Here is a 24,700-nt window from a genome sequence, read left to right on the forward strand (position 1 = left end):
TCCGGGACGGGGCGGCGGCACGACGGCAATCCAAGAGATGCAGGGCCCGAGCGGGCTGTGTGAGCGTTCCGGCAGACCTGACCGTTCCGTGCGGGCTGCGAGTCGGCAGGGACGAGCGATTGGACAACACCTTGGTCTCCACCTCGATTCACGCGCGCTTCGCCGAGCAGGCGCGCCGGACGCCGGACGCGGTGGCGGTGTCGTCGGGCGACGTCACCCTGACCTACCGTCAGCTGGACCAGCGGGCCAACCGGTTCGCGCGCGGCCTGCTGCAGGCCGGTGTGCGGCCCGGGGACCCGGTCGCGATCCTCATGGAGCGGTCTCCCGACGTCGTGGTCTCGATGCTGGCCGCGCTCAAGGCCGGTGCCTTCTACCTGCCGCTGCACGACGCCTACCCGCTGGAGCGGATGCAGCAGATCCTGGACCGCGCCGGGTCCCCGCTGCTGCTCGCGGATCCGGCGATGCACCAGCGCGGCCTGCCCCGCACGAGCGCCGTCCGCTTCCCCGCCATCGGCCGGGGTACGGCGGTGGCCCGCACCGCGGACGTCGGCGTGACGACCGGACCCGACGCGACGGCATACGTCATGTACACCTCAGGTTCGACCGGCGAGCCGAAGGGCGTCGCGGTCTCGCACCGCGGCATCCTGGGCCTGGCCGACGACTCCTGCTGGGACGGGGACGCGCACAGCAGGGTCCTGGCCCTCGCGCCGTACGCCTTCGGCGTCTCCACGTACGAGGTCTGGGTGCCGCTGCTGCGCGGCGGCCGGATCGTACTGCCGCCCGCCGGTGACCTGGACGTGCGCACCGTGCGCGAGCTGATCGTGCGGGAGGGCATCACCGGCCTGCACGTGACCGCCGGCCTGTTCCGCCTCTTCGCCGAGGAGGCGCCGGACAGCTTCGCGACGGTCCGGGAGGTCCTCACCGGCGGTGACGTGATCTCCCCGACGGCCGTGCGGCGCGTCCTCGACGCCTGCCCCGGCCTGACCGTCCGAGCGATGTACGGCGCCACCGAGCTGTCGTCCTTCGCCGCGTACGCCACGCTCACCGCGCCCTTCGAACCGGCCGGAGCGATCCCGGTCGGCCGCCCGATGGACACCGTCGACGCGCGGCTGCTCGACGAGGACCTGCGGCCGGTGCCGGACGGCGAGGTGGGTGAGCTGTACATCGCGGGCGAGCGGCTCGCGCTCGGCTACCACGGCCGGCCCGACCTGACCGCCGAGCGCTTCGTCGAGGAGCCGGGCGTGCCCGGTTCCCGGCTGTACCGCACCGGAGACCTCATGCGCCGCGGCACCGGAGGACTCCTCGAGTTCGCCGGCCGCGTCGGTGACCAGGTGAAGATCCGCGGCTACCGGGTGGAGCCCGGCGAGGTGGAACACGTGCTGGCGCGTCAGCCGGGCGTGGCCCACGCCGCCGTCGTGGCGCGGGAGCAGGAGGGCGGCGAGAAGCGCCTCCTCGCCTACATCGTGCCCAAGACGCCCGCTCCGGACCCGGCGGAGCTGCGGGCGGCCGTCCTGGCGGTGCTGCCCGACTACATGGTGCCCGCGGCGTTCGTGGAGCTCTCCGAGCTGCCGCTGACCGCGAACGGGAAGCTGGACCGGGTGGCGCTGCCCGATCCCGCCGCGTCCGGCTCCGGGGCCGGTGCCCCTTCCCGCACCGGGCGCCAGGACACCCTGTGCGCGCTGTTCGCCCGGGTGCTCGGCGTCCCCGGTGTGGGCGTCGACGACAGCTTCTTCGCACTCGGCGGGCAGTCGCTGCAAGCCATGCGTCTCGCCTCCCGCATCGAGGCCGAGCTCGGGTTCGACATCTCGGTCGGCGACGTGCTGAACCATCCGACGGTCGCCGAGCTCGACGGCCGCCTCCAGGAGCTCGCGCCGGCGGGAGCGGCCCGATGAACCCGGACGACGCGGGCAACTACGGAGCTCCGCCACGCCCCTATCTCGTCCTCGTCAACCAGCTGGGCACGCACACCCTGTGGCCCGGGGTCTACGACACCCCGGTGGGCTGGCCCATCGCGCACGGCCCCGCCGTGCGCAGCGAGTGCCTGGACTTCATCCGCCGGTCCCCCAGCCCGGGCCGTTTCGCTCCCCTTCCGGCCTCCGCGGCCTGACCCCCTCAGCCATCACCGAAAGGACCCGTCACTGTGAGCATCACCGCCGCGCCGCCCGAGACGAGCGGACGAGACCAGCGGATTCCGCTCTCGTACAACCAGGAATTCCTGCGCGCGTTCGACAAGGGCGAGACGGACGGTGCCTTCGGCCACCGTCACACCCTGGTCTGCGGCTGGCGGGTGTCCGGCGCGGTCGACCTCACCGCCCTCCAGCTGGCCCTCGACGACGTCGTGGCCCGCCACGAGGTGCTGCGGACCGCGCTGCTGAACGACGAGGAGGGCGGCCACCAGGTCATCCGGGCGGCGTCGCCGGTCACTCTGGAGATCCGTGACCTGGACGCCGACGGCGAGGCGTCGCGGGACGTACGGGCCGAGGATTTCCTGAACGAGCAGGACGCCCGCCCGTTCAACGTGCGCGAGCTCCCGCACCTGCGCGCCGCCCTGGGCCGCTTCGACGCGACCGACGCGGTCCTGGTGCTCGCCACCCACCACACCTCCACCGACGCGTGGTCGCTCCAGGTCATCATGCGCGACCTCGCCGCCGCGTACGCGGCCCGGGTCGAGGGCCGGACGGCGGAGACGGCCGAGACCGTCCAGTACCAGGAGTTCGCGCGCTGGCAGCAGGACACCGCCGGAAGCGGACGGGTGGACACCGCCCGCGCGTACTGGCGCGAGCGGCTCGCGGGCGCCGAGATCACCGGCATCACCTCCGACCGGCCGCGCGAAGAGAACCTGGTGAGCGCCTACGGCGTGCACCGCTTCGTCTTCGACGCCGAGCTGTCCTCGAACGTCGTCGAGTTCGCCAAGGCGACCCGCTCCACGCCGTTCATGGTGATGGCGGCGGCCTACAGCGCGCTGCTGCGCGAGCGCACCGGTGCCACCGACATCGTCTTCCCGACCTTCTCCTCCGGCCGCTACGAGGAGCGGTTCACGGACTCGGTCGGACCGTTCTTCAACTTCGTTCCGATCCACATCGACACCACCGGGTGCGCCACCCTGGGAGACGTCCTGGACCAGGCCCGTACCGCGTGCGTCGGCGCCTACCAGTACGAGATCCCGTTCGCCCGGATCGCCGAGGACAGCCCCGCGCTGCTCGCCCCGTTCGCCGACGGGTTCCTCGCCGTCGTCGCGTTCGAGGTGCTACAGACCGCCTTCCCCATGGAGGGGAGCCAGGTCGGCGGGCTGGAGTTCGCCGAGATCCGCGACCGTCACCTGTCGCAGAAGGTCAGCTCGGCCATCCCGGACGGCGGCCTGTGGGCGATGGACGTGCTGCCGAGCGGAGAGCTCGCGGGCAGCCTGAAGTTCGACCACAACCGGTTCGACGAATCCACCGCCGTGGAGCTGGTGGACCGGTTCCGCGAGCTCCTGGGCTCGCTGGTCCACGCGCCGCAGACCCAGCTGTCCTGACCGCGGGCCGCAGGGCCTTCCGACGCAAGAGGATCCGATCGACGATGACAACCCTGGCTCCCTTCGCTCCCGTGGCTCCCCCGGAGCCCGACCTGACCCCCGAAGACATCGTCGCCCGGGCCGAGGCCCTCGCCGCGACCCTGGTCGATCGGCAGGCCGAGACCGAGCGCCGCGGCTTCTACGCCGAGGACACCCACGAGGCCTTCGCCCGCGCCGGCTTCTACCGCATCCTCGTGCCGCGCGCGTACGGCGGGTACGAGTTCGGCCCCGAGACCTTCATGAAGGTCTCCATGGCTCTGGCGCGGGGATGCCCCTCGACGGGCTGGATGTACCTCTTCGGTGCGGCGCACGCGCTGGTCGTAGGCACCCTGTTCGACGAGGCCACCCAGGCCGAGCTGTTCGCGGACGGCGACTTCATCTGCCCCGCGACGGTGGCCCCGGCCGGTTCGGCCCGGCCCGACGGCGAGGGCGGCTGGATCGTCGACGGCACCTGGAACTACTGCTCCGGCGCCCCGTACGCGACCCACTTCATCGGCCACACCCTGGTCTCCCAGGGCGAGGAGCAGCCGCCCGCGCCGATGCTGTTCATCGCCCCCCGCGACCGGTTCGAGCGCCTGGACGACTGGGGTGCCCAGCTCGGTCTCAAGGGCAGCGGATCGCACAGCATCCGTATCGAGGACGGCCGGATCCCCGGCCGCTTCGCCCTCGGCGGGCACCTCAGCCAGATGGCGATCACCGAGGAGACGCCGGGCCGGACCCTGCATGGTCCGGAGTACGGCGGCGGCCCGCTCAGCTTCATGCTGCTGGAACTCGGTGTCCTCGCCGTGGGCATGGCCAAGGGCGCCCTGGACGCGTACGAGGAGCTGATGCTCACGCGCACGACGGCGTTCTTCCCGATCACACCGCGCACCGAGGACCCCGACTTCCAGTTCCGCTACGGCGAGGCCACTGGCCAGATCGCGGCGGCCGAGGCGGCGGTGCTGCACGCCACGCAGCAGTGGCAGGCGCTGTGTCTGCGGGACGCCGACGCCTTCACCCGCGAGGAGGAGCTGCGCCTCGCGACCATCAGCCGCGAGGCCGTGCGCCTCGCCTGGCGGGCGGTCGAGGGCCAGCTGTTCCCGACCGCGGGTTCCAGCTCGGTCCGTGCCGGTGAGCGCGTGGAACGCGTGTGGCGCGACCTCTCCACGCTGCACAGCCACGCAGGCAACGGCGTCTTCCTGTCGACGCTCGCCAACCGCGAGCTCGCGCAGGCGCACTTCGGGGGGGCCGGCCGATGAGCGGCGCCGTCGTCCCCTGGCCGCACGGCGGCCCCCAGACCTCACTCCGTACAGATCGGGAAGAACCCATGGCACATGGCTGCCCCTTCGCCCTCGACACCACCGGCCGCGACATCCACGCCGAGGCCTCGGTCCTGCGGGCCCAGGGCCCGGCGACCCAGGTGGAGCTGCCGGGCGGTGTGCTCGCCTGGTCGCTGAACGGCCACGACGTGATCAAGCGTGTGCTCGCCGACCCGCGCGTCACCAAGAGTGCCCGCAACCACTGGCCGGCCTTCGTCAGCGGTGAGGTGCCGCCGGACTGGGAGCTGATCAGCTGGGTCGCGATGGACAACATGGTGACGGCGTACGGCAAGAACCACGTGCGGCTGCGCAAGCTCGTCGGCAAGGCGTTCACCCCGCGCCGCACCGAGGCCTTCCGTCCGCGTGTGGAGGAGCTCACCGACCAGCTGCTCGACGCGCTGGAGCGGGCGGAGCCCGGCGAGACGGTGGATCTGCGCGAGCAGTTCGCCTACCCGCTGCCGGCCCGTCTGGTCGCCGACCTGATCGGCATGGAGGAGGAGGCCCGCGCCAAGACGGCGAAGGTCATCGACGCGATGGTGGACACCACCATCACGCCGCAGCAGGCCCAGGCCGTGCTCGCGGGCTGGCGCGGCGCGATGGCCGAGCTCATCGCCGAGAAGCGTCGCGAACCGGGCGAGGACATCACCAGCGACCTGGTCGCCGCGCGCGACGAGGACGGTTCGCGCCTGACCGAGGACGAGCTCGCTGACACGATCTTCGCGATCCTCGGCGCCGGCTCGGAGACCACGATCAACTTCTTCGACAACGCGATCACCGCGTTGCTGAGCGACCCCTCGCAGCTGGAGCTGGTCCGTTCCGGCCGCGCCACCTGGGACGACGTCATCGACGAGACGCTGCGCGTGGAGTCGCCGCTCGCCCATCTGCCGCTGCGGTACGCGGCGGAGGACATCGACCTGGACGGGGTGACGATCCCCAAGGGCGACCCGATCCTCGTCAACTACGCCGGTGTCGGCCGCGACCCCGAGCTCCACGCGGACGCCCCGGACACCTTCGACCTGACGCGGACCGACAAGTCGCACCTGTCGTTCGGCTTCGGTCCGCACTTCTGCCTCGGCGCGGGCATCGCCCGCCTGGTGGCGACGACCGGTCTGTCGCGTCTGTTCGAGCGCTTCCCGGATCTTGAGCTGGCCGTCGAGCGCGACGAGCTGCAGCCGCTGCCGACCTTCATCATGAACGGTCACCGCAGCCTGCCGGTCCGGCTGAACGCGAGGGTGCCGGCGGGCGCGGGCGCCCGCTGACGGCCCGCAGCTCTCGAAGGGCCGCCGGGACACCCGTCCCGGCGGCCCTTCGACGTCGTGGGGATGTTCAGCGCCGCCAGGGCAGGTCGCCGTCCTCGTCCCGAAAGCCCCCGGCGATGAGCCCGCACAGCTCACCGAACCGCGCGGCCTGCTCGGGCGTGAGCCGGTCGAAGATCCCGCGGCGCACGGCGTCGACATGGCCGGGTGCTGCGCGGCGCACCAGCAGGGAGCCCTCGTCGGTGAGCACGGCGAACTGGCCCCGGCGGTCGGAGGGACACGTGTCGCGGCGGATCCATCCGCTCTTCTCCATGCGCGTGACGGCATGGGAGAGCCGGGAGCGGGTGATGTTGGCATGGACCGCCAGATCGGTCATCCGCATCCGGCAGCGTGGTGCCTCCGACAGCCGGGCGAGGAGCGCGTAGTACAGGTGCGGGATGCCCGCGTCGCCCTGGAGCTGCCGGTCCAGGGCGTCCTCGAACAGGTCGACGGCCTGTCGGTACGCGCGCCAGACCTCCTGTTCCTTCGCGTCGAGCCAGCGCGGCTCCGTCACCGCCGTGGCTTCCCCGGTTTCCCCCACCGCTGCCATCGCGCTCACACCGGTCCCCATTGTCGTGTCGCCTCCCTGTAGGTCGCAGCAGTGTAGACAGCCGTGATCTTGAACGCGCGAACCCGCCCCGCGCGGGACGCGGGGCGGGTTCCGTCGCGGCACGGCCGGTGGGCCCGTTACGCGGCGACGAGGCCTGCGGCGGCCTTCTGCGCACCTTCCTCGACCCGGCGCAGCATGTCCGGACTCATCAGCGCGTCCGGTGTGGCGACCAGGCCCATGACGCGCATGAACGTGGCGGTGACCTCGCCGTCGACGGTGGCCGCGGCGTGCAGCGCGGCCATGTAGCCGCCGGCCGCCTCCCACTCGGGGGTGCGCTCGCCCTCGACCTCGGGGTAGCCGAGGTCGGCGCTCGCGGAGAGCTGCCACGGCAGTTCGATGGTCCCGGCGATGTCCGCGAGGAACGCCTTCGGGTCCACCGCGCCCCGGCCCAGGTGCTCGCGCAGCACGAGCGCCTCCAGCGCGGAGACGGTCATGCCCTGTCCGTACACCGGGTTGAAGCTGCAGGCGGCGTCGCCCACGACGAGGAAGTTGCCGGGGAAGCGGGACAGCCGCTCGTAACGGCGGCGCTGGCTGGCCGGGTAACGGAACACCGCGCCGTCGTCGACGGGCTCGGCGTCGTGGATGACGTCGTGGATGTCGGACACCGGAAGCGTCCGGGTCCACTCCAGGAAGCCCTCCAGGTCGGCCGGGGCGCTGTCGCCCAGTACGCCCGTGAGGGAGACGACGACGAGACCGTCCTCGATCCGGGAGAGGAACGCGCCGCGGCGGTGGCTCGGCGAGGAGACGGGGTTGATCGACAGGTCGCCGTTCAGCACCGTCTCGTCGCGCAGCCGGAACCTGCGCGTCGTGTAGCTGAGGTCGATGCGGATGCGCTCCTCGGCGGGGCGCTCGTAGCCGAACTCCTCCAGCCACACCGGGGTGCGCGAGCCGCGGCCGGTCGCGTCGACGACGAGATCGGCGTCGATCGTCCGCTCCTCGGAGCCCTGTTCCTGCGACTGGACGCGGACGCCGGTGACGTTGTCCCGGCCCTCGTCGGTGACGAGGCCGACGATGTCGTGCCGCTCCAGCAGGGTCACGCCGGGCAGCGCCGCGACCCGGTCGCGGACTCGGCTCTCGAGCACCGGGCGTGTGGCGGAGACGCAGATCAGACCGGTCGTGCCCGGGTTCAGTCGGCGCCCGTTGAAGAACCAGCGCAGCTCGCCCAGGTCGCCGGTGGGGATGCCGGCCTCGACGGCCTCCTGGGTGAACCCCGGGAACAGCTCGTCGAGGATCTGCTGCCCTCGGGCGAGGAGCCCGTGGACGTGACGTCCCTGCCCCACGCCCTTGCGGGCCGTGGTCGTCCCGGTGATCGCGTCGCGTTCCACGACGACGACCTCGTCGTAGGCGTCGGCGAGGACGCGCGCGGCCAGGAGACCGGCCATGCTGGCACCGAGCACCACCGCGCGCTCGCCCACCCTGTTGGTCATGGACCTTCCACCTCTCTCGCGGATTGGGGTGCCGTCAGGCGGCGTTGCGCGGGCTGTTCTGGTAGGCGGCGAGGAACCACTGGCCCTCGCGCTTGACGACGATCCAGGAGGCGTTGACCGCGCGCTCGGCGCTCGGCTCGGTCTCGCCGGGGGCGAGGATGCCGCCCTGGGTGATCAGGATGCCGGACTCGCTGTTCGCGAAGCGGAGGTCGACCGGGGTGCCGGTGACGCGGGTGCCCTTGAAGGGGCCCTCGAAGGCCTGCGCCATGAAGCCGCGGATGGCCTCGCGGCCCTTCTGGAAGAAGCCCGGGATGATCATCGAGCCGTCCGGGGTGAAGAGCTCGGCGAAGGCGTCGGCGTCGTGGGCGGCCCAGGCCTCGACGATGCGCTGGGGCAGGGCGGCGATGGCGGCCTTGTCCTCGTCGGTCACGGTGACGGTGTGCTCGAGGGTCTGCGTGGTCATGTCTGCTGCTCCTGGTTTCGGTCGGCCTGGTGGCTCAGATGTAGAAGGTGTTGGGCTCGAGGCCGCACAGGACCCGGCCGTACAGCTCGTTGTTGGTCTGGGGGTTCATCAGCGCGTGCAGGCCGATGGCCTGGATGTCGCGGCTGATCCGCTGGATCGGGACGTCGCGGTAGATCGAGGAGCCGCCCGAGGCGGAGACGAGGATGTCGACGGCCTCCTTGGCGAGGCGGACGACGGCTCCCATGTCGGCGCGGGCACGGGCCCGCTCCTCCAGGGTGAACTCCTCGCCGGCGACGCCCTTGGAGTCGACGAGGTCGGCGAGGCGGTAGGCGTGGAACTCGGCCTGGTCGATCTTGAGGGTGGCCTCGGCGACCTGGTGGTGGGTGATCGGCGCCTCGGCCTGCGTCTCGTACGCGGTGTACGTGAGGGTGCGGCCCGGCAGCCGGTCGAAGAAGACGTCGCGCGCGGCGCGGGCGAGGCCGAGGGCGGTGCCGACCGAGGAGGCGGCGGCGACCGGCAGCAGCGGGACGCGGTAGACGGGGCTCGTGGCGTTCAGCTCGGAGGCGTACTGGCCCTGGAGGATCGCCGGCAGGGGGATGACCCGCTCCTGCGGGACGAAGACGTCCTGGGCGACGGTGCTGACGCTGCCCGTGCCGCGCAGGCCCGAGGTGTCCCAGTCGTCGATGATCTGGAGGTCCGACATCGGCACGAGGGCCATGACGGGCAGGTGCTGGCCGTCGGGCGTCGGCTGGACGGCGATGATCTCCTGCCAGTGGGCGTGCCGGGCGCCGCTGACGAAGCTCCACTTGCCGTTGACGACGATGCCGCCCTCGGCCGGGGCTGCGAACGCCGACGGGCTGAGCGTGCCGCAGATGCGCACGTCGGTGGTGGCGAACACCTCGTCCTGGACGCTGTCGGGGAAGAGGCAGGCCATGAAGGTGGGGATCCAGTAGACGGACGTCGTCCAGGCGGTCGCGCCGTCGGCGCGGCCGAGTTCGGCGGCGACCTCGACGAGCGTGCGGGTGTCCGCCTCGTAGCCGCCGTAGCGCTTGGGCACGCGCAGCTTGAACAGGCCCGCTCCGGCCAGTGCCTCGATCGTCTCGTCCGTCAGCCGCCGGTCCTCCTCCGCCTGCGCGGCGTTCTTCTTCAGCAGCGGCGCGAGCTCGCCGGCGCGCTGCACCAGGTCCGTGCGCGTGGGGATGTCGGCGGTGAGCATCGTGGGGTCCTCCCGGGAGGTGACTGAGGTGTCGGTCGTCGAAGCGGGACAGTTTCCGACCCCGACGCTCACATCGCGAGCGCCTCCGGGACACCTCCCGGATTGCGCAATCGGCCCGTCGACGCGACTTCGGCACGTCCGCGCGGAGGCGGCCCCGGCTGCCGCACGCAGCAAGAAGCCTCGTGGTCCCGGGGCTGCCACGATGAGGCGCATGACCGATCAGCAGCACGCCGCGGCAGGCCAGGAGGGGGCGCCCCGCTCGCGCCCCCTGACGGGTGACGAGTACGTGGAGAGCCTGCGGGACGACCGCGAGGTCTACATCTACGGGGAGCGCGTCAAGGACGTCACCAGGCATCCCGCCTTCCGCAATCCGGTGCGGATGACGGCCCGCCTGTACGACGCGCTGCACGACCCGGCCCACCAGAGCGTCCTCACGACCACGACGGACACCGGCAGCGGCGGCTACACGCACCGCTTCTTCACCACGCCGCACAGCGCCGAGGACCTGGTGGCCGACCAGAAGGCCATCGCCGCCTGGTCCCGGATGAGCTACGGCTGGATGGGGCGCAGCCCCGACTACAAGGCCGCCTTCCTCGGCACGCTCGGCGCCAACGCCGACTTCTACGCGCCGTTCTCCGACAACGCGCGCCGCTGGTACCGCGAGTCGCAGGAGAAGGTCCTGTACTGGAACCACGCGATCGTGCACCCGCCGGTCGACCGGAGCCTTCCCGCGGACGAGGTCTCCGACGTCTTCGTCCACGTGGAGAAGGAGACGGACGCGGGTCTGGTCGTCAGCGGCGCCAAGGTGGTCGCGACCGGCTCGGCGCTGACGCACCACAACTTCATCGCGCACTACGGGCTTCCGGTCAGGAAGAAGGAGTTCGCCCTGGTCGCCACGGTGCCGACGGGCGCGCCGGGCGTGAAGCTGATCTGCCGGCCGTCCTACACCGCGACGTCCGCCGTGATGGGCAGCCCGTTCGACTATCCGCTGTCGTCCCGGCTGGACGAGAACGACACGATCCTGGTGATGGACAAGGTCCTGATCCCGTGGGAGGACGTGTTCGTCTACGGGGACATGGCCAAGATCCAGATGTTCTCGGGCCAGTCCGGGTTCCTGGAGCGCTTCACCTTCCACGGGTGCATCCGCCTCGCGGTGAAGCTGGAGTTCATCGCCGGGGCGCTGGCCAAGGCCCTGGAGATCACCGGCACGCAGGACTTCCGGGGCGTGCAGACGCGGCTCGGCGAGGTCCTCGCCTGGCGGAACCTGTTCTGGGGTCTGTCCGACGCGGCCGCGCGCAATCCGGTGAAGTGGCGCAACGGTGCGGTCCTGCCCAACCCGGAGTACGGGATGGCCTATCGCTGGTTCATGCAGATCGGCTATCCGCGGATCAAGGAGATCATCCAGCAGGACGTCGCGAGCGGCCTGATCTACCTGAACTCCAGCGCGGAGGACTTCAAGAACCCGGCGATCCGTCCGTACCTGGACAAGTACGTGCGGGGGTCGAACGGCATCGAGGCCGTCGAGCGGGTCAAGGTCCTGAAGCTGCTCTGGGACGCGGTGGGGACGGAGTTCGGCGGGCGCCACGAGCTGTACGAGCGCAACTACTCGGGTAACCACGAGGCCGTCCGCGCCGAGCTCCTGTTCGCGCAGACGGCGAGCGGGCAGATCGACGACTACAAGGCGTTCGTCGACCAGTGCCTGTCCGAGTATGACCTGGACGGCTGGACGGTCCCCGACCTCGACTCCTTCAAGGACCTGCGCGACGCCCGCACCGGCCTGCTCGGCGGCTGACGCGCCTGCCGGGCCGTCAGGAACGGCCCGGCAGGCGGTCGGCCGTCAGGCGCGGGCCAGCAGGTCGGCGAGGAACGGGGCGACGACGCCCGGCACCACCTTGCAGTCCAGGACGAGCGTGCCCGGGCAGCCCGCCTCGCGCCACGCGAGGACGGCGTCCAGGTCGCCGGTGCGGCGCACGGTGACCGCGGCCGCGCCGAGGCCGCGGGCCACCGTCGCGAAGTCGGTGTCCGCGAAGGACGTCGTCGCCGGGTCGGCGCCCCGAGGCAGGTACATGTGCTCCTCGAAGCCGTACGCCGCGTCGTCGTAGACGACGACGAGCGCCGGCCGCCCCGAGCGGACCAGCGTGTCCAGTTCGGGGAGGCCCATCAGTGCGCCGCCGTCGCCCGCCGCCGCCACGGTCAGCCGGTCGGGGCGTCCGACGGCGGCGCCGACCGCCCCGGCGAGGCCCAGGCCGATGCTCTGGAAGGCGGCGCCGGTGAACACGAAGGCGGCGGGGTCGGGCACGGGCCAGTACATCGCCGGCCAGGCGATGAAGTGCCCGCCGTCCAGGACGACCGTGCGCTCCGCGGGGAGCATCCCGGCCAGGGTGCGGGTCAGGGTCCGCGGGTCGATGCGGCCGCCGCCGGAGGCGTCCTCGGCGGCGAGGGCCGCCCATCCGGCGCGCGCTCCGGCGACGGCCGGTGCGCGGTTCCCGCGCCAGGACGAGGCGGGCAGCTCCCTCTCCCCCACCGCGTCGAGGAGCCGGACGGCCACGGCGTGGGCGTCGCCGCGCACGGTGAGGTCGGCGCGCCCCGACCGGTCCTCCTCCGCGAGGTCGATCCGGACGACGGTGGCCGCGGGGTCGAGGATCCGGCCGCCGTGCAGGGTGAAGGTGTCCAGGCTCGCCCCGAACACGAGGACCACGTCGGCCTCCCCCATCAGCGCGGCGGCCGGCGGTGCGGCGAATCCGCCGCAGACCCCCAGTGACCAGGGGCTCTCGCGGAACAGGCCGCTCGCCATGACGGTGGTGGCGAACAGCGCCCCGAGGCGGTCGCCGAGCTCGCGGAGGACCTTCCCGGCTCCCGCGTGCCAGGCGCCGAGGCCGGCCAGGAGCAGCGGGCGGCGGGCGCCGGCCAGGGCCGCGAGGACCGGTTCCAGGTCCCGGCCTTCCGGGGCGCTCGGGGTGTACGCCCCGGCCGTCGTCGGGGAACCGCCGTCGGGGGCTGGCCGGTCGATCAGGTCGCCGGGCAGGAACAGGGCGACGGGGCAGTGACCGTCGCGGGCGGTCCGTACCGCGGCGGCGGTGTGCTCGCGGGCCGTCCGGGGGTCGGTGAGCCGGACGATCCGGACGCCGACGGCGGCCATGAGCGCGCTCTGGTCGATGTCGTGCGGCCGCGGGCCGCTCACAGGCGCGTCGCCGCAGAGCAGGACGAGCCCGCTGCGGTTCTTGGCGGCGTCCGCGAGGGCGGTGATGGTGTTGGTGACGCCGGGCCCGTGGGTGGTCGTGCAGAGCGCGACGTCGCCGGTCGCCCGGAAGTAGGCGTCGGCCATGGCCAGTGCGCCGCCTTCGTGGCGGGCCGCAGTGTAGTGCACGCCGGACGCGGTGAGCGCGGCCGTCGCCAGGATGTTCCCACCGCCCACGACCCCGAACGCGTGCCGGATGCCGCTGTCGGCGAGGGTCCGTCCGACGACTTCCGCGAGTGTGGACATGTACATGACTCCCTGGGTGGTGTGAAGCAACTTACCGGTCCCGGACGAGGGCGCCGCCTGAGCGGCGCACGCGTCCGGGCGGATCAGGCGAGTTCGAAGATGACCTCTCCGACGGTCATCTCGATCCGGTTGGTGCGCACGAGCTTCCAGCCGCCCTCCTCGAAGACCGACTCCCAGTCGTCGATGGTGGGCAGGAAGGTGCCCATCAGGTCGTGACCGAGCTCGAAACCGAGGGTGAAGACGGGCAGTTCCGTGTCGGGCAGCGCCGTACGGGTGGCGTCGCCGATCAGCAGTCGCTTGGCCGCGGGGAACACCTCGCGCAGCCGGCGCAGGGTGGCCACGCAGTTCTCGCGGGGCCAGAAGTCGTGTCCCATCATGAAGCAGGTGAGCAGTTCGATGTCGGCGTACTCGGGGCGGGGCTCCAGGCGCAGCACGTCGCCCTGGACGAAGTCGGCCCGGTCGGCGAACCCGGCCTCCGTCGCCTCCTTGCGAGCCACGTCGATGGACGGCTGGGCGATGTCGACACCGACGCCGGTCGTGCCCGGGTGGCGGTCGAGGACCTGCATCAGCCGGGCGCCGCTGCCGCAGCCGAGGTCGGCGACGCGGGTGAAGGGGAAGTCGACCCGGTCCACGGCGGCCCAGAAGGTCGGCGCGTACGTGACCTGGTCGATCTCGCGGCAGGCGTAGGCGATGGCCGCGGGGTCGCGGAGGTGGTCATCCCCGGTGCGGTTCTCAGTGCGCAGCACGGAGGGAATCTGGCGGAACAGCTCGGCGCTGCCGCGGGTCAGCCAGTGGAAGAACGACTTGTTGCGGTACATGTCGTCGAAGCCGTCGAGGGTGTGGACCACCGCGCCGTCGCGCGCCACGAGGCCGACCGCCGACAGGGCGCGGAACAGGCCGGTGGTCGACTGCGGGTCCAGGCCGTTGCGCCCGGCGAACTCCGCGGTGTCCAGCGTCCTCGCCCGGTGCAGCTCGTCGAGCGCGCCGATCTCCCAGGCGGCGGCGATCGCCCAGGCCGCTACGGCGGAGTTGTAGATGGAGGCAATGCCGCGTGCGTTGCCCTGTGCGATGTCAACCGTCACTGCTCTCAGCACCTCGTCCTCGGGCCGGTTCACGGGTGGTCACCCTTCGTCCCTCATGCTTCAAGCAGGCGCGGTGCCGAGCATCTCTGACGTTGCTCAGCCCCGCGCGACGCCCGTCCGGTGCGCCCCACACGGGGAACGACCGGCCCCGTCGGGTCAGCCCTCCAGCCGCCGCTCCAGATCGCGCTCCACCTCGGTCAGGGGAAGCCCGCTCAGCCGCTCGGGGTGGCCGGGGGGCGGACCGTCGGGCGCGGGCTCGTCGACGAGCGGGACCGTCAGCGTCGTCATCCCGAGCCAGACCCACCCGAAGTCGGACACGGTCCAGTAGGCGGAACGGAACAGCGTCCTGGCCACCCGGAGGGCGGAGGCGGGCCATCGGTTCCCGGCGTCGTAGGGGGAGAGGGGTGAGGGAGAGGTCATCACGCGACCGTCACACCCGCCCGCCGGTGCGCGCATCTCGCGTCGTGCGCTGGTCACCGGCCTGCCGCAGCGCCGCCTCGCCCCGCCGCCCCTCCTCCAGAGTGAGGGCGAGCTCCAGCGGCGCCGAGTCGTCGCCCTCGCGCAGGATGGCGGCCGCCCCGGCGAGCTGGTCGGCGACCCGTTCCAGCACGTCGGCCACCGGGCCCGCGTTGTGCGCCAGGAGGTCGCTCCAGAGCCACGGGTCGCCGCCCGCGGTGCGGACCGCGTCGCGCAGCTCCTCGTCGGCGAGACCCAGGAACGCCGAGGAGCTGTCGGCGAACCGGGTGGACAGGGCCGCGGCGACCAGGTGCGGTGCGTGGGACAGCTCGGCGACGATCCGGTCGTGCACGTGGGGAGCGAGGTCCAGCCGGTCCGCCCCGCACAGCGCGATCAGCGCGGCCGCCGTCTCCAGGGCCCAGCCGGGCGTGGTGTCGTACGGGCAGAGGATCCAGGGCCGCCCGGTGAAGCGGCCGGCGTCGACGGCGTCCCGGCCGGGCCCGTCGGACCCGGCCAGCGGGTGGCCGGGCACGTAGCCCTTGAGGTCGCAGCCGCGCAGCTCGGCCTCGGCGGACACGATCTCCTTGGTACCGGCCGTGTCGGTGTAGACGTGTCCCAGGCCCCTGCTCTGGGCGCTGTAGAGGGTGTCGACGACCTCGGACGGCGGGGTGGCGACGACGACGAGGTCGGCGGGCGGGCGCCGCTCCGTCCAGGCGGCTCCGGCGCCGAGGGCCACGGCCTCGGCGGTCGCCCGCGGGTCCTCGTCGATGAGGGCGACGTCGACGCCGGCGGCGGTGAGGGCGAGGGCGACGGAGGTGCCGGTGGTGCCGCAGCCGATGACGACGGCTGTGCGCAGGGGGGTGGTGGTCATGGGGGGCTCCTGGCGGGGGCTGCGGTCCGGTCGGGCGGGGTTGGTGGGCTCCGGGCCCGCGTGAGCGGGCCGGGTGACGCGGTCGGGGTGCGGCGCTCGGCCGCCGGGCGGGCGGTCACGGCCGGTCAGTGCTCGCAGTGGGCGTGGGCGAACTGGCCCGGCGTGCGGCCCTCGCCGGCGGGACCGCGGTAGGCCTGGGCGATGTCGAGCCAGCGCTCGGCCTCGTCACCGGTGGCGACGACGGCGAGGTCGTCGCGGTGGCGGCGACGGGTGACCAGGAGGCAGAGGTCCTCGGCGGGTCCCGTGATCCGGTTCGCGGCGTCCTCGGGGCCGTACGCCCAGATCTCGCCGTTCGGGGCGGTCACCTCGAAGCGGAAGGGCTCGGCCGGGGGGGTCAGGTCGTGGGAGAGGTAACCGAAGTCCCGGGTGAGGAAGGTGAAGAAGACGAGGTGGCGCAGGCGCTCGGTGGGCTCGCGACGCACGCCCAGCGCGTCGGCGATGTCCTGGCCGTGGCCGAAGATCTCCATGATTCCGGCGGAGGCGAGGACGGTCGGCGGCAGCGGGTTGACGAGCCAGGGCACGACCTGCCCCTCGGGGACGGCGGCGAGCGCGTCGACGGACCTGCGGCCCAGGGCGCGGAAGCGGCCCAGGAGTTCGGCCGGCGGGAACGGGTTGAACTGCTTCAGGGCGGCGTTGACGGCACCGTCGAAGTCACCGGCGGCGCCGGCGGCGAGCTGGGCGAAGCCCTCGGCGTCGGAGGCCGCGGTGCCGGCCAGGTGGAAGATGAAGGTGAGGTGGGCGATCTGGTCGGCGACGCTCCAGCCGGGGGCGGGGGTCGCGGTGTGCCAGGCCTGCTCGTCGAGGCCCTCGACGAGGCGGGCGGTCTCCTCGATCTCGGTGGCGAGGTCCTTCAGCACGTCGTTCAGCGTGGTCATGATCGTTGTCTCCTCGAAGGCGAAGCGGTGGGTGGGGGTGGGGGGGAGGGCCGTCGGTCAACCGGCGGCTGATGTCAGGGGCCGGGCGGGCTCGGTGAAGCGGGCTCCGATGCGGACGGCCGCGGTGAGCGCCGCCCAGGAGGCGAGCTCCACGAGTTCCCGGTCTTCGGGGTGGAGGGCGCGGAACTCGTCGAGGTCCGCGTCGGTGATCTGGTGGGGATTGAGGGCCACGAGGAGCGCGAGGCGGGCCGCGGGCACATGTCTTGCGTCGAGGCCTTCGGTCGCCTCCCCGAGCCAGGTCCGGGTGGGGCCGGGGGTGGGGCCGTCGTGGACGGCGAGTTCGGTGTGCAGGAGGTCGCGTACGGGCTCGGGGATCCAGCGCTCGGCCGCCGCGTCGACGGAGGCGACCGCCCGGGCGAGGGCGCCGGCGACGGCCGGGTTGGGCCTCGCCCAGTCGAGTCCGGCCGGCAGCGGGGCCGCGGGCAGCAGACCGAGCGCCGTCCCGGGGGTGACGGTCGTGCCGGCGTCGGGGCGCATGGCCCGGGCGACCATCCGCATCACCGGTCCGCGGCCCCTGGCCGGAGCCGCGTCGGGGACGGGCGAGTCCGGCAGGAAGAGCCGGACCATCCGGTTGAGGTAGTGGAAGGTGACGGCGGTGCCGAGGATCTCGGGGGCGTCGTCGGCGTCGAAGGGACGCGGGTCGTCCTCCCGGACCGGGCCCAGGGCGTTGCGGCCGGCCCAGTCGGCGAGCGGCCCGTGGGCGTCCGCGCAGGTGAGGGTCGCGAGCTTGGCCTCGTGGACCTCGACGCAATACGGGCAGTCGTTGGCCCGCGAGACCGCAGTGGCTACCGCCTCCTTGGCGGCCCGGCTCACCCGGCCCTGCGCGAGGAGCGTCTCGCGCAGCAGGAGCCAGGAGGCAGCCAGCGCCTCGGGGGCCGGCGAGTGGAGTGCCAGGGGCGGGGCGACGACGCCGAACTCGCGCCGGGCCTGGGCGTAGACCTCGGCCACCGGGCCGCGGGCCTCCGTGAGCGGGACGGCCGCGATGTGCCGGATCTGCCGGAGGGAGTCCCTCAGCATGATTCTTACGAGCGGTCGCACCGCCGCCTCCTGGTTCGGCTTCGAGTCGCGTGAAGCAACTCACTGGTCATGGGAAGGTTTCTTGATGCAACTCACTGGTCGGCGAAAAGCCGGTCAGGGGTGTCACACGGTGGCGAGGCTCTTCTGCCTCAGGAGGGGCAGCACGCCCTTGCGTCCGTCCTTGTAGCCCGTGGGGGCCGGGGCGCCGTAGGTGACCGCGACTCCCCTGGCCTGGGCGGCGGCCACGATGTGCGGCACGGCCCGCTCGGCGAGCGCGGCGATGGTCATCGCCGGGTTGACGGTCAGGGCACCGGGGACGGCGGAGCCGTCAGTGACGAAGATGCCGGAGTGGCCACGCAGTTCGTTGGTGTCGTCGAGCGCCGAGGTCTCCGGGTCGTCACCCATGCGGCAGGAGGCCAGCGGGTGGACGGTATAGGCGCCGACCAGGTCGTTGGTCCACGGCATCACCTTGGCGAGGCCGTCCTTCTCCAGGATCTCCTTCACGTCGGCGTCGGCCTGGTTCCAGCCGTGCCACGTGTTCTTCGTCGGCTTGTACGACAGGTTGCCGCGGCCGAGCATCTGCTGCGAGATGCGGTGGGAGTTGCCGGTGGCCGGCGGCGGGCCGAAGACGCCCTCGTTGTCGTCCTCCGTCATGCAGAAGATGGTCAGCCAGGACTTCCAGTTCTTGAGGATCTCCTTCTTCTCCTTGCCGAACCAGGTCGGCCCGGAAGCGTCCGGCACCTGGGCGAGGATGGTGCCGAGGCCGGGCGGGAAGTAGAGCTGCTCCAGGGAGTAGCGGGAGTACTCCGGCAGGGAGGCGTCGAGCTTGTCCCAGCTCGCCACGGTCGGGCCCTTGCCGATGGCGTTGGCGCCGTAGGGCAGCCGGCCCTCGCCGCGGCTGAGGCCGAGGATCTCGGCGGCCTTGTCCTCGTTGATGACGGCCGTGTTGAGGCGCTCGCCGTTGCCGGAGAAGTAGCGGCCGACGGCGTGCGGCATGGTGCCGAGGTGGGCCTCGCTGCGCTGGAGGATGACGGGGGTCGCGCCGGCGCCCGCCGCCATCACGACGATCTTGGCCTCGATGACGCCGGACCCGTGCTGCAGACGGTAGTCCTCGTCGTCGACGATGTTGTAGTGGACGCGATAGTCGCCCTCGGGGGTCCGCGACACGTACTGCACCTCATGCAGCGGGCGGATCTCCGCGCCGTGGGCGAGCGCGCCGGGCAGGTAGTTGACGGTGAGCGACTGCTTCGCCTCGAAGCGGCAGCCGGCCATCATGAAGTTGCAGTTGACGCACTTGGAGTTGTCGATGGCGGCGGCGAGCGGGTTCGCGGTGCGCCCGGCGTGATCACAGGCGGCGGCCCAGAGCCCACCGGCGTAGGAGGCGTCGTCCCAGTCCTGCCTGCTGACCGAGAGGGCTTCCTCGACGCGCTCGTACCAGGGGTCGAGGCTCTCGCGGCTGATGGACTCCGGCCACATCCTGCGGCCGATGCTGCCGTTGCGCTCGAAGACGAACTTGGGGGCCCGGGGCATGGCCGCGAAGTACACGACGCTGCCGCCGCCGACGCAGTTGCCGCCCAGCACGCTCATGCCGTCGCCCACGACGAAGTCGAAGATCCGCGTGTAGGAGGAGCCGAGCTTGTAGTCGTGCTCGAACTCGTCGCTCTTCAGCCAGGGACCCCGCTCCAGGACGGTGACCTTCGCACCGCCGGCGGCCAGGTGGTAGGCGGTGATGGCTCCGCCGAAGCCGCTCCCGATGACCAGGACGTCGGTCTTCTCGATCGTGTCGCTCATGCTGGGCTCCCGGAGAGAGTGGTGTCGGGGTGGTGGGCGGCGAGCTGCCTGCCGTAGCCGAAGTCCTGGAACCGCCAGAGTCCGTCGGCGTCCGGCTGGGTGATACCCATGGCTTCCAGGCCCGGGTGGCCGGCCGCGAGGGCCTCGGCGGTGTGCAGGTGGGCGGCGGAGTCGTACGCCATGTTGCAGAAGAGGGAGAGCAGGACCCAGAAGTCCTTCTCCTCGTGGCCAGGGGTGGTGAGCTCCACGATGAGGGCGACGCGGTCGTCGTAGTCGAGGGCGACGAAGGGCGGCACGTCGGTGTCGAGCGCGAGGCCGGTCTTCGCGGCGTAGGCCGTGGCGTGGCCGTTGACCAGCTTCGCCAGGTCCTCCAGGCCGTCGTGGATGCCGGTGGCGTCCCAGCGCAGGAGGTCCAGGGCGCCGGCGGTGACCGAGCCGCCGCCGGTGCTGACGCCGGCGATCGCCCGGTCTCCGGGCCAGCGCTTCTCGCCCGGGACGATGGTGTCCGCGTAGGCCTCGAGGGTGATGGTCGCCTCTTCCCCGATGTCGACCCTCCGCTCGGGGATTCTCCGTACTGTCTGCAACTCGTCCTCCCGGTCGGGTGGGGGTTTCTGTTGGCGTGAGAAGAAAGCTAGAAGTGTTGAGTCTTTTCAAACAACCAACCCCGGGACCGTTCACCCGAACGCGAGTCCCTTCATGCAACTAACCGGAGTCGCCTCATCTCCCCGCGAGGGCCTCAGAAAAAAACAGGTCGTTCACTATGCTCGTCCCGGATGAACGAAGTCCGTGGTGGGGCGGCCTCTTTCCACGGGATTCTCAGGGGGCAAGCAGGAAAGGCCTCGATCTCGCCAGGGGGAAGGGGAGAGGTGGAAAGCAACGACAGATCTCTGACGCTGCCGGCCAACTTCACCCACCAGGTACGGATCGAGGCACTTCTGCCCGCCGACTCACCTCGCCTGAACGGCGTGGACGAGGAGCACGTGCGGCGTCTCGCCGACATCTACGGCTCTCTGCCCCCGGTCCTCGTCCACCGCACGACCATGCGCGTGATCGACGGAATGCACCGCGTCGCGGCCGCCGTCTCGATGGGCCTGCCCTCCGTGGAGGTCCAGTACTTCGACGGCGCGGACGAAGAAGCGTTTCTCCGGTCAGTGACGGCCAACATCGCCCACGGTCTTCCGTTGTCGGTCACGGACCGCAAGGCGGCCGCCGAACGCGTCCTGCGTTCCCGTCCCGAACTCTCGGACCGGTCGGTCGCCACCTACACCGGCCTCGACGCGAAGACGGTCGCCTCGATCCGTCCGCGTTCGACCGCGGATTCTCCGCACGCGAACATCCGGATGGGAGCCGACGGCCGGGTGCACCCGCTCGACCGCACGGCTGAGCGGCTCCGCGCCGCGGAACTCATGACCAAGCGCCCCGACCTGCCTCTGCGCGCGATCGTGCAGGAGACCGGTCTGTCCCTCGGGACCGCCCACGACGTGCGTCAGCGACTCCGTCGTGGTGAGGCGCCGGTGCCCCAGGGCCGCCGGCCCTCCACCGGACTGCGCCCTCCGGCCCCGGAGGCCGCCCCTGACGTGGCCATCCCGCTGCCGGCCCTTCGCGCCCCGGCCGCACCCTCCGGCTCGAACCGCTCGCGCGGCTCGCTGGAGACCCTGCGCCGACTCGCCGGGGACCCGTCGCTGAGGCACTCGGACTCGGGCCGCCAGTTCCTGCGCTGGCTCCACACCCACTACGTGGTCGACGAGGCCTGGCGCCGGCAGGCCGACGCGGTGCCCGCGCACTGCACGGACACCGTCGCCGAACTGGCCCTCCAGTGCTCCCAGGCCTGGAAGAGGTTCGCCGAGGACCTCGGCCGGCGACGGCTGACCGACACGACCAACGCTCCGTTCCCGCAGACGGCCTCCGCATCTCGGCCGGCAGCATGATCCAACGACAGGGAGAAACGGTGACCACCACCCCCATCGAAGCCGCCGTCCTTCGAGTGATCGACGAAATGCATGCGAATCTCGGCCAGGAACTGACCATCGACGACATGGCGCGCACCGCCATGTTCAGCAAGTTCCACTTCACCCGGGTGTTCCGGGACGTGATGGGGACCTCACCCGGACGCTTTCTCTCCGCACTTCGCCTTCAGGAGGCCAAGCGTCTTCTGATCGAAACCGATTTCAGCGTGGCGGACATCAGCAGCCAGGTTGGATACAGCAGCGTCGGAACCTTCAGTTCCCGCTTCAAATCGTGCGTCGGCGTCTCACCCAGCATGTTCCGCGAGCTGGACGGATTCACCCCGCACATCAGCCCGGCCCAGAGCCCGGGCGTTCCTGTCGAGAATACGCGTGGAATCCTGCGCGGCCGGGTGCACCTGCCCGAGAACCGCATGCCCGGCCACTGCTTCGTGGGCCTCTTCCCCACGCCCGTCCCGCAGGGGCAGCCGGTGCGCTGCGCCGTCCTGGACGGCCCGGGCTCCTTCGAGTTCCGTGACGTCCCGGCCGGCACCTGGCATGTGCTCGTGCACTCCGTCCCCTACGGACACGAACACGTGCCCTCCGGCACAGGCGCCGAGGACATCGTGTCGGTCGGCTCCTACGGACCGGTGACCGCGCACGAGGACACGCTGCTGATGCCGGCCGAGATCACGCTGCGTCCGCTGAACGCCCTGGACCCGCCGATCCTGATGGCCCTGCTCGATCTGCGGGCCGATGCCCTGGACCGCCTCGCCGGCTGATCCGCCGCCTCACGAAGAGGGCCGGCCACGACATCCGCCGTGGCCGGCCCTCTTCGTGTCCCTGTCCGCTCAGTCCACGGACCTGATCGTCATCGGCAGTCCTCCCCGCATCCGCAGCGACATCATCGGCTCGGCGATCGCCTGGTGCCCTGGCACCAGGGTCAGGTCGAGATCGCGGGTGACGAGCGCGGTGACGAAGACCGCCTCCATCATCCCGAGGTTGCTGCCGACGCAGAACCGCGGTCCAGCGCCGAAGGGGATGTACGCGTACCGGGGCCGGTTCGCGACCCGCGACGGTTCGAAGCGACCCGGGTCGAACCGCTCCGGGTCGTCCCAGAGCTGGGGATGGCGGTGCAGGGTGTACGGGCACACCAGCACGTCGGCCTTGGCCGGCACGGTGAACCCACCGACCTCGTCCGGTCCCTGGGCGATCCGGGGCAGGATCCACACGGGTGGATACAGGCGCATGGCCTCCTGGACGACCTGGGTCGTGTACGTGAGCTTGTGCAGGTCGTCGGCCTCCGGGAGGCGGCCCCCGGCCAGCACGACGCGGCTCTCCTCGCGGACCAGGTCACGGACGTGCGGGTGCCGGGCGAGCAGCAGCAGGGTCCAGCCGAGCGTACTCGCCGTGGTCTCGTGCCCGGCCAGCAGCAGCGTGACGAGCTCCTCCTGGAGAAGGCGGCGCCCGAGTGCCGGATCCTCGCGCTCGCGGGAGGCGAGGATCATCCGGGCGAACGCGTCGTCGGCTCCGTCCCCGTCGCGCATGCGCTCGCTGCGGTCAGCCACCAGCGCGTCGACGATCCGGGTCAGCTCCCGGCGTGCCGCACGGAACCGCCGCTGGGTGCCGAAGGGCACCCAGGTCGGCACCAGGCCCTGCGAGACCATGTCGAACATGGCCTGGTCCTGGACGGCCTCGAAGGCGTGCTCGATGCCGCCGTGTCCCTCCAGGGACGTGTCCATGAGGGTTCGGCCCAGTACACCGAGGGTGAGTCCGGTGACCTGCTGCAGGACGTCGACGGGCGTGTCCCCGACGCGCCGGCGCAGCAGGTCCACCAGCCGGCCGGACTCCTCCGCGACGGCCCCCGCCTGGGCGGCGATCCGGCCCGGCTTGAACGCCGGCTGCACGTTGCGGCGCTGGTCTCGCCACAGGTCGCCCTCGCTGGTCAGCAGTCCGTCGCCGAGGACCTTGCGGGACTCCACCAGGCCGATGCCCTTGTGGTAGTTGGCGGCGTTGTCGGCCAGCACGTGCTTGGCGTAGTCGGGCCGGTTGAAGATGTACAGCTTCTTCGGGCCCATGGAGACGCGTACGGCGTCGGAGAGGTCGGCGGCGTCCCGCATCATGCCGAGCCGGTCGACCGCCAGCTTGCGTAGTAGACCGGGCAGGGCCCAGACGGGTGGACCGGGCGGGTGGACGCTCATGGTCGGTCTCCTCTCGGCTCAGGAGCCAGCCAGCGGAAGCGGCCACCGTGGAACACCAGCGGCTCGCGGTCCGGCAGGGCCTCCAGGGCGAGCACACGACCGACGTGGATCGTGTGGTCGCCGACGTCGTAGGCATGCCACCGGGCGCACTCGAAGTGGGCCACCGCCCCTGCGATCAGGGGCGCCGCGGCGGCGGCGCCGGGCAGCCAGTCGACGGCGTCGAACTGGGCGGCGCCCGGCGGCCGCGAGCGGTCGGCGAAGTGCCGGGCCACGTCCTCCTGGCCGGCGCCGAGAACCGACACCGCGAAGGTGCCGGCCTCGGAGAGGACGCGGTTCATGACCGCGTCCTTGCCGACGCACAGGAGTACGAGAGCCGGGTCCAGGGAGACCGAGGTGAAGGAGTTGGCGGTCATGCCCCGCGGCGATGGTCCGCCGACGGTCACGACCGTCACGCCGGTGGTGAAGGACCCGAAGGCCCGCCGCAACGCCGCGGGGTCGCCGGTGACGGCTTCCCGCGGCGGCGCGGCGGCCAGGGTGCTCATGCCGTCCGCCCGGCCAGCGCCGGCCCGTGGGTGGCGTACGGCTCAAGAGCGCGTGCCAGGCCCTCGGGGATGCGGGAGGGAACGGTGTTGGTGTTCGGGCCGCGCATGCACGCGATCCGCTGGCGGCCCCGGGCGATCAACACCTCGACCCCGCCCGTCACCTTCACGTAGTCGAAGGTGAACTCCAGCTGCGTCTGCCCCAGCTCGGACAGGCGCATCCGGATGGACAGCTCGTCGAACGCGGTGATCTCCGAGAAGAACTCGCAGTCCACCTTCAGTGTGAACAGCTTGAGGTCGGCCTGCACCTCCGCCAGCACGTCCGGCGCCTTCTGCTGGAGGAACAGCTCCCGGCACCGGCCCTGCCAGCGCAGATAGTTCACGTAGTAGACGTTGCCGACGAGGTTGGTCTCCTCGAAGCCGACCGTGTGCCGGTACTCGAAATAGTCGTCCGCCATG

The 24,700-nt window shown here is 71.9% G+C and carries 23 protein-coding genes; 8 read left to right on the forward strand and 15 right to left on the reverse strand.

Translation table 11 applies throughout. The annotated features are described in order from the left end of the window. Positions 1–119 precede the first annotated feature (119 nt). The 5 genes from ACFYXU_RS36125 to ACFYXU_RS36145 all read left to right on the forward strand — a co-directional run bounded on the left by ACFYXU_RS36125 (position 120) and on the right by ACFYXU_RS36145 (position 6,110). A complete protein-coding gene (locus tag ACFYXU_RS36125; protein ID WP_389461896.1) occupies positions 120–1,892 on the forward strand; it encodes a non-ribosomal peptide synthetase in 1,773 nt (590 codons plus the stop codon). Further along, positions 1,889–2,107 (forward strand): MbtH family NRPS accessory protein, encoded by a 219-nt coding sequence (locus tag ACFYXU_RS36130; protein ID WP_361404770.1) that lies wholly within the window; start codon positions 1,889–1,891, stop codon positions 2,105–2,107. The genes ACFYXU_RS36125 and ACFYXU_RS36130 overlap by 4 nt, the downstream gene beginning before the upstream one ends. A gap of 33 nt (positions 2,108–2,140) precedes the next feature. Continuing rightward, positions 2,141–3,514, forward strand: coding sequence for a condensation domain-containing protein (locus ACFYXU_RS36135; protein WP_389461899.1), 1,374 nt, complete (start codon positions 2,141–2,143; stop codon positions 3,512–3,514). 44 nt (positions 3,515–3,558) lie between these two features. Further along, a complete protein-coding gene (locus ACFYXU_RS36140; protein WP_389461901.1) occupies positions 3,559–4,791 on the forward strand; it encodes an acyl-CoA dehydrogenase family protein in 1,233 nt (410 codons plus the stop codon). Between the two features lie 68 nt (positions 4,792–4,859). Next, the gene (locus ACFYXU_RS36145; RefSeq protein WP_389461903.1) at positions 4,860–6,110 is read left to right on the forward strand and encodes a cytochrome P450; all 1,251 of its coding nucleotides are present in this window, start codon (positions 4,860–4,862) and stop codon (positions 6,108–6,110) included. Between the two features lie 67 nt (positions 6,111–6,177). On the opposite strand, the gene ACFYXU_RS36150 is transcribed toward ACFYXU_RS36145, so the two are convergent. The 4 genes from ACFYXU_RS36150 to ACFYXU_RS36165 all read right to left on the reverse strand — a co-directional run bounded on the left by ACFYXU_RS36150 (position 6,178) and on the right by ACFYXU_RS36165 (position 9,862). Then, entirely contained in the window at positions 6,178–6,696 is a 519-nt protein-coding gene (locus ACFYXU_RS36150; RefSeq protein WP_389462064.1) for a MarR family winged helix-turn-helix transcriptional regulator, read from the reverse strand. A gap of 137 nt (positions 6,697–6,833) precedes the next feature. Next, positions 6,834–8,183: an FAD-dependent oxidoreductase gene (locus ACFYXU_RS36155; protein WP_389461905.1), complete on the reverse strand. Its 1,350-nt coding sequence runs from the start codon at positions 8,181–8,183 to the stop codon at positions 6,834–6,836. A 34-nt stretch (positions 8,184–8,217) separates the two neighbouring features. Next, positions 8,218–8,646 (reverse strand): SgcJ/EcaC family oxidoreductase, encoded by a 429-nt coding sequence (locus tag ACFYXU_RS36160; protein ID WP_361404755.1) that lies wholly within the window; start codon positions 8,644–8,646, stop codon positions 8,218–8,220. 34 nt (positions 8,647–8,680) lie between these two features. Further along, the gene (locus ACFYXU_RS36165; RefSeq protein WP_389461908.1) at positions 8,681–9,862 is read right to left on the reverse strand and encodes an acyl-CoA dehydrogenase family protein; all 1,182 of its coding nucleotides are present in this window, start codon (positions 9,860–9,862) and stop codon (positions 8,681–8,683) included. A 211-nt stretch (positions 9,863–10,073) separates the two neighbouring features. On the opposite strand from ACFYXU_RS36165, the gene ACFYXU_RS36170 reads away from it, so the two are divergent. Continuing rightward, a complete protein-coding gene (locus ACFYXU_RS36170; RefSeq protein WP_389461910.1) occupies positions 10,074–11,654 on the forward strand; it encodes a 4-hydroxyphenylacetate 3-hydroxylase family protein in 1,581 nt (526 codons plus the stop codon). A 45-nt stretch (positions 11,655–11,699) separates the two neighbouring features. Here the strand turns inward: ACFYXU_RS36170 and ACFYXU_RS36175 are convergent, their stop codons facing one another. From ACFYXU_RS36175 to ACFYXU_RS36210, 8 genes are all read right to left on the reverse strand, one after another. Then, positions 11,700–13,346, reverse strand: coding sequence for a thiamine pyrophosphate-binding protein (locus tag ACFYXU_RS36175; RefSeq protein ID WP_389461912.1), 1,647 nt, complete (start codon positions 13,344–13,346; stop codon positions 11,700–11,702). 83 nt (positions 13,347–13,429) lie between these two features. After that, the gene (locus ACFYXU_RS36180) at positions 13,430–14,461 is read right to left on the reverse strand and encodes a class I SAM-dependent methyltransferase (RefSeq protein WP_361404743.1); all 1,032 of its coding nucleotides are present in this window, start codon (positions 14,459–14,461) and stop codon (positions 13,430–13,432) included. 123 nt (positions 14,462–14,584) lie between these two features. Further along, positions 14,585–14,848: a DUF6059 family protein gene (locus ACFYXU_RS36185; protein ID WP_389461915.1), complete on the reverse strand. Its 264-nt coding sequence runs from the start codon at positions 14,846–14,848 to the stop codon at positions 14,585–14,587. A 10-nt stretch (positions 14,849–14,858) separates the two neighbouring features. Continuing rightward, positions 14,859–15,755 (reverse strand): prephenate dehydrogenase/arogenate dehydrogenase family protein, encoded by an 897-nt coding sequence (locus ACFYXU_RS36190; protein ID WP_389461917.1) that lies wholly within the window; start codon positions 15,753–15,755, stop codon positions 14,859–14,861. 125 nt (positions 15,756–15,880) lie between these two features. Next, complete coding sequence (locus tag ACFYXU_RS36195) at positions 15,881–16,690, reverse strand: TIGR03084 family metal-binding protein (protein WP_389461919.1); 810 nt, start codon at positions 16,688–16,690, stop codon at positions 15,881–15,883. A 57-nt stretch (positions 16,691–16,747) separates the two neighbouring features. Further along, on the reverse strand, positions 16,748–17,788 hold the full coding sequence (locus ACFYXU_RS36200) for a carboxymuconolactone decarboxylase family protein (RefSeq protein ID WP_389461921.1): 1,041 nt from the start codon (positions 17,786–17,788) through the stop codon (positions 16,748–16,750). Positions 17,789–17,890: 102 nt separating this feature from the next. Next, positions 17,891–19,558: a GMC family oxidoreductase gene (locus tag ACFYXU_RS36205; RefSeq protein ID WP_361404728.1), complete on the reverse strand. Its 1,668-nt coding sequence runs from the start codon at positions 19,556–19,558 to the stop codon at positions 17,891–17,893. Beyond that, positions 19,555–20,142 carry a DUF5987 family protein gene (locus tag ACFYXU_RS36210; RefSeq protein ID WP_389461924.1) on the reverse strand — a complete coding sequence of 196 codons (588 nt, stop codon included), beginning with the start codon at positions 20,140–20,142 and terminating at the stop codon, positions 19,555–19,557. Before ACFYXU_RS36210 ends, ACFYXU_RS36205 begins: the two co-directional genes overlap by 4 nt. Before the next feature lie 282 nt (positions 20,143–20,424). Here ACFYXU_RS36210 and ACFYXU_RS36215 point away from each other — a divergent pair, with 282 nt between their 5' ends. Next, the gene (locus ACFYXU_RS36215) at positions 20,425–21,486 is read left to right on the forward strand and encodes a ParB/RepB/Spo0J family partition protein (RefSeq protein WP_389461926.1); all 1,062 of its coding nucleotides are present in this window, start codon (positions 20,425–20,427) and stop codon (positions 21,484–21,486) included. Positions 21,487–21,506: 20 nt separating this feature from the next. After that, positions 21,507–22,283, forward strand: a complete 777-nt coding sequence (locus tag ACFYXU_RS36220) for a helix-turn-helix domain-containing protein (protein WP_389461928.1) — start codon at positions 21,507–21,509, stop codon at positions 22,281–22,283. A gap of 69 nt (positions 22,284–22,352) precedes the next feature. Here ACFYXU_RS36220 and ACFYXU_RS36225 read toward each other — a convergent pair whose 3' ends face one another. Genes ACFYXU_RS36225 through ACFYXU_RS36235 form a run of 3 tightly spaced genes read right to left on the reverse strand, consistent with a single transcriptional unit; the run spans position 22,353 to position 24,699 of the window. Next, complete coding sequence (locus ACFYXU_RS36225; protein WP_389461930.1) at positions 22,353–23,702, reverse strand: cytochrome P450; 1,350 nt, start codon at positions 23,700–23,702, stop codon at positions 22,353–22,355. After that, on the reverse strand, positions 23,699–24,244 hold the full coding sequence (locus tag ACFYXU_RS36230) for a flavin reductase family protein (RefSeq protein WP_389461932.1): 546 nt from the start codon (positions 24,242–24,244) through the stop codon (positions 23,699–23,701). The genes ACFYXU_RS36225 and ACFYXU_RS36230 overlap by 4 nt, the downstream gene beginning before the upstream one ends. Then, a complete protein-coding gene (locus ACFYXU_RS36235) occupies positions 24,241–24,699 on the reverse strand; it encodes an acyl-CoA thioesterase (RefSeq protein ID WP_389461934.1) in 459 nt (152 codons plus the stop codon). The genes ACFYXU_RS36230 and ACFYXU_RS36235 overlap by 4 nt, the downstream gene beginning before the upstream one ends. Position 24,700 lies beyond the last annotated feature (1 nt).

This window comes from Streptomyces sp. NPDC002232 (assembly GCF_042890295.1).
Classification (GTDB): Bacteria; Actinomycetota; Actinomycetes; order Streptomycetales; family Streptomycetaceae; genus Streptomyces.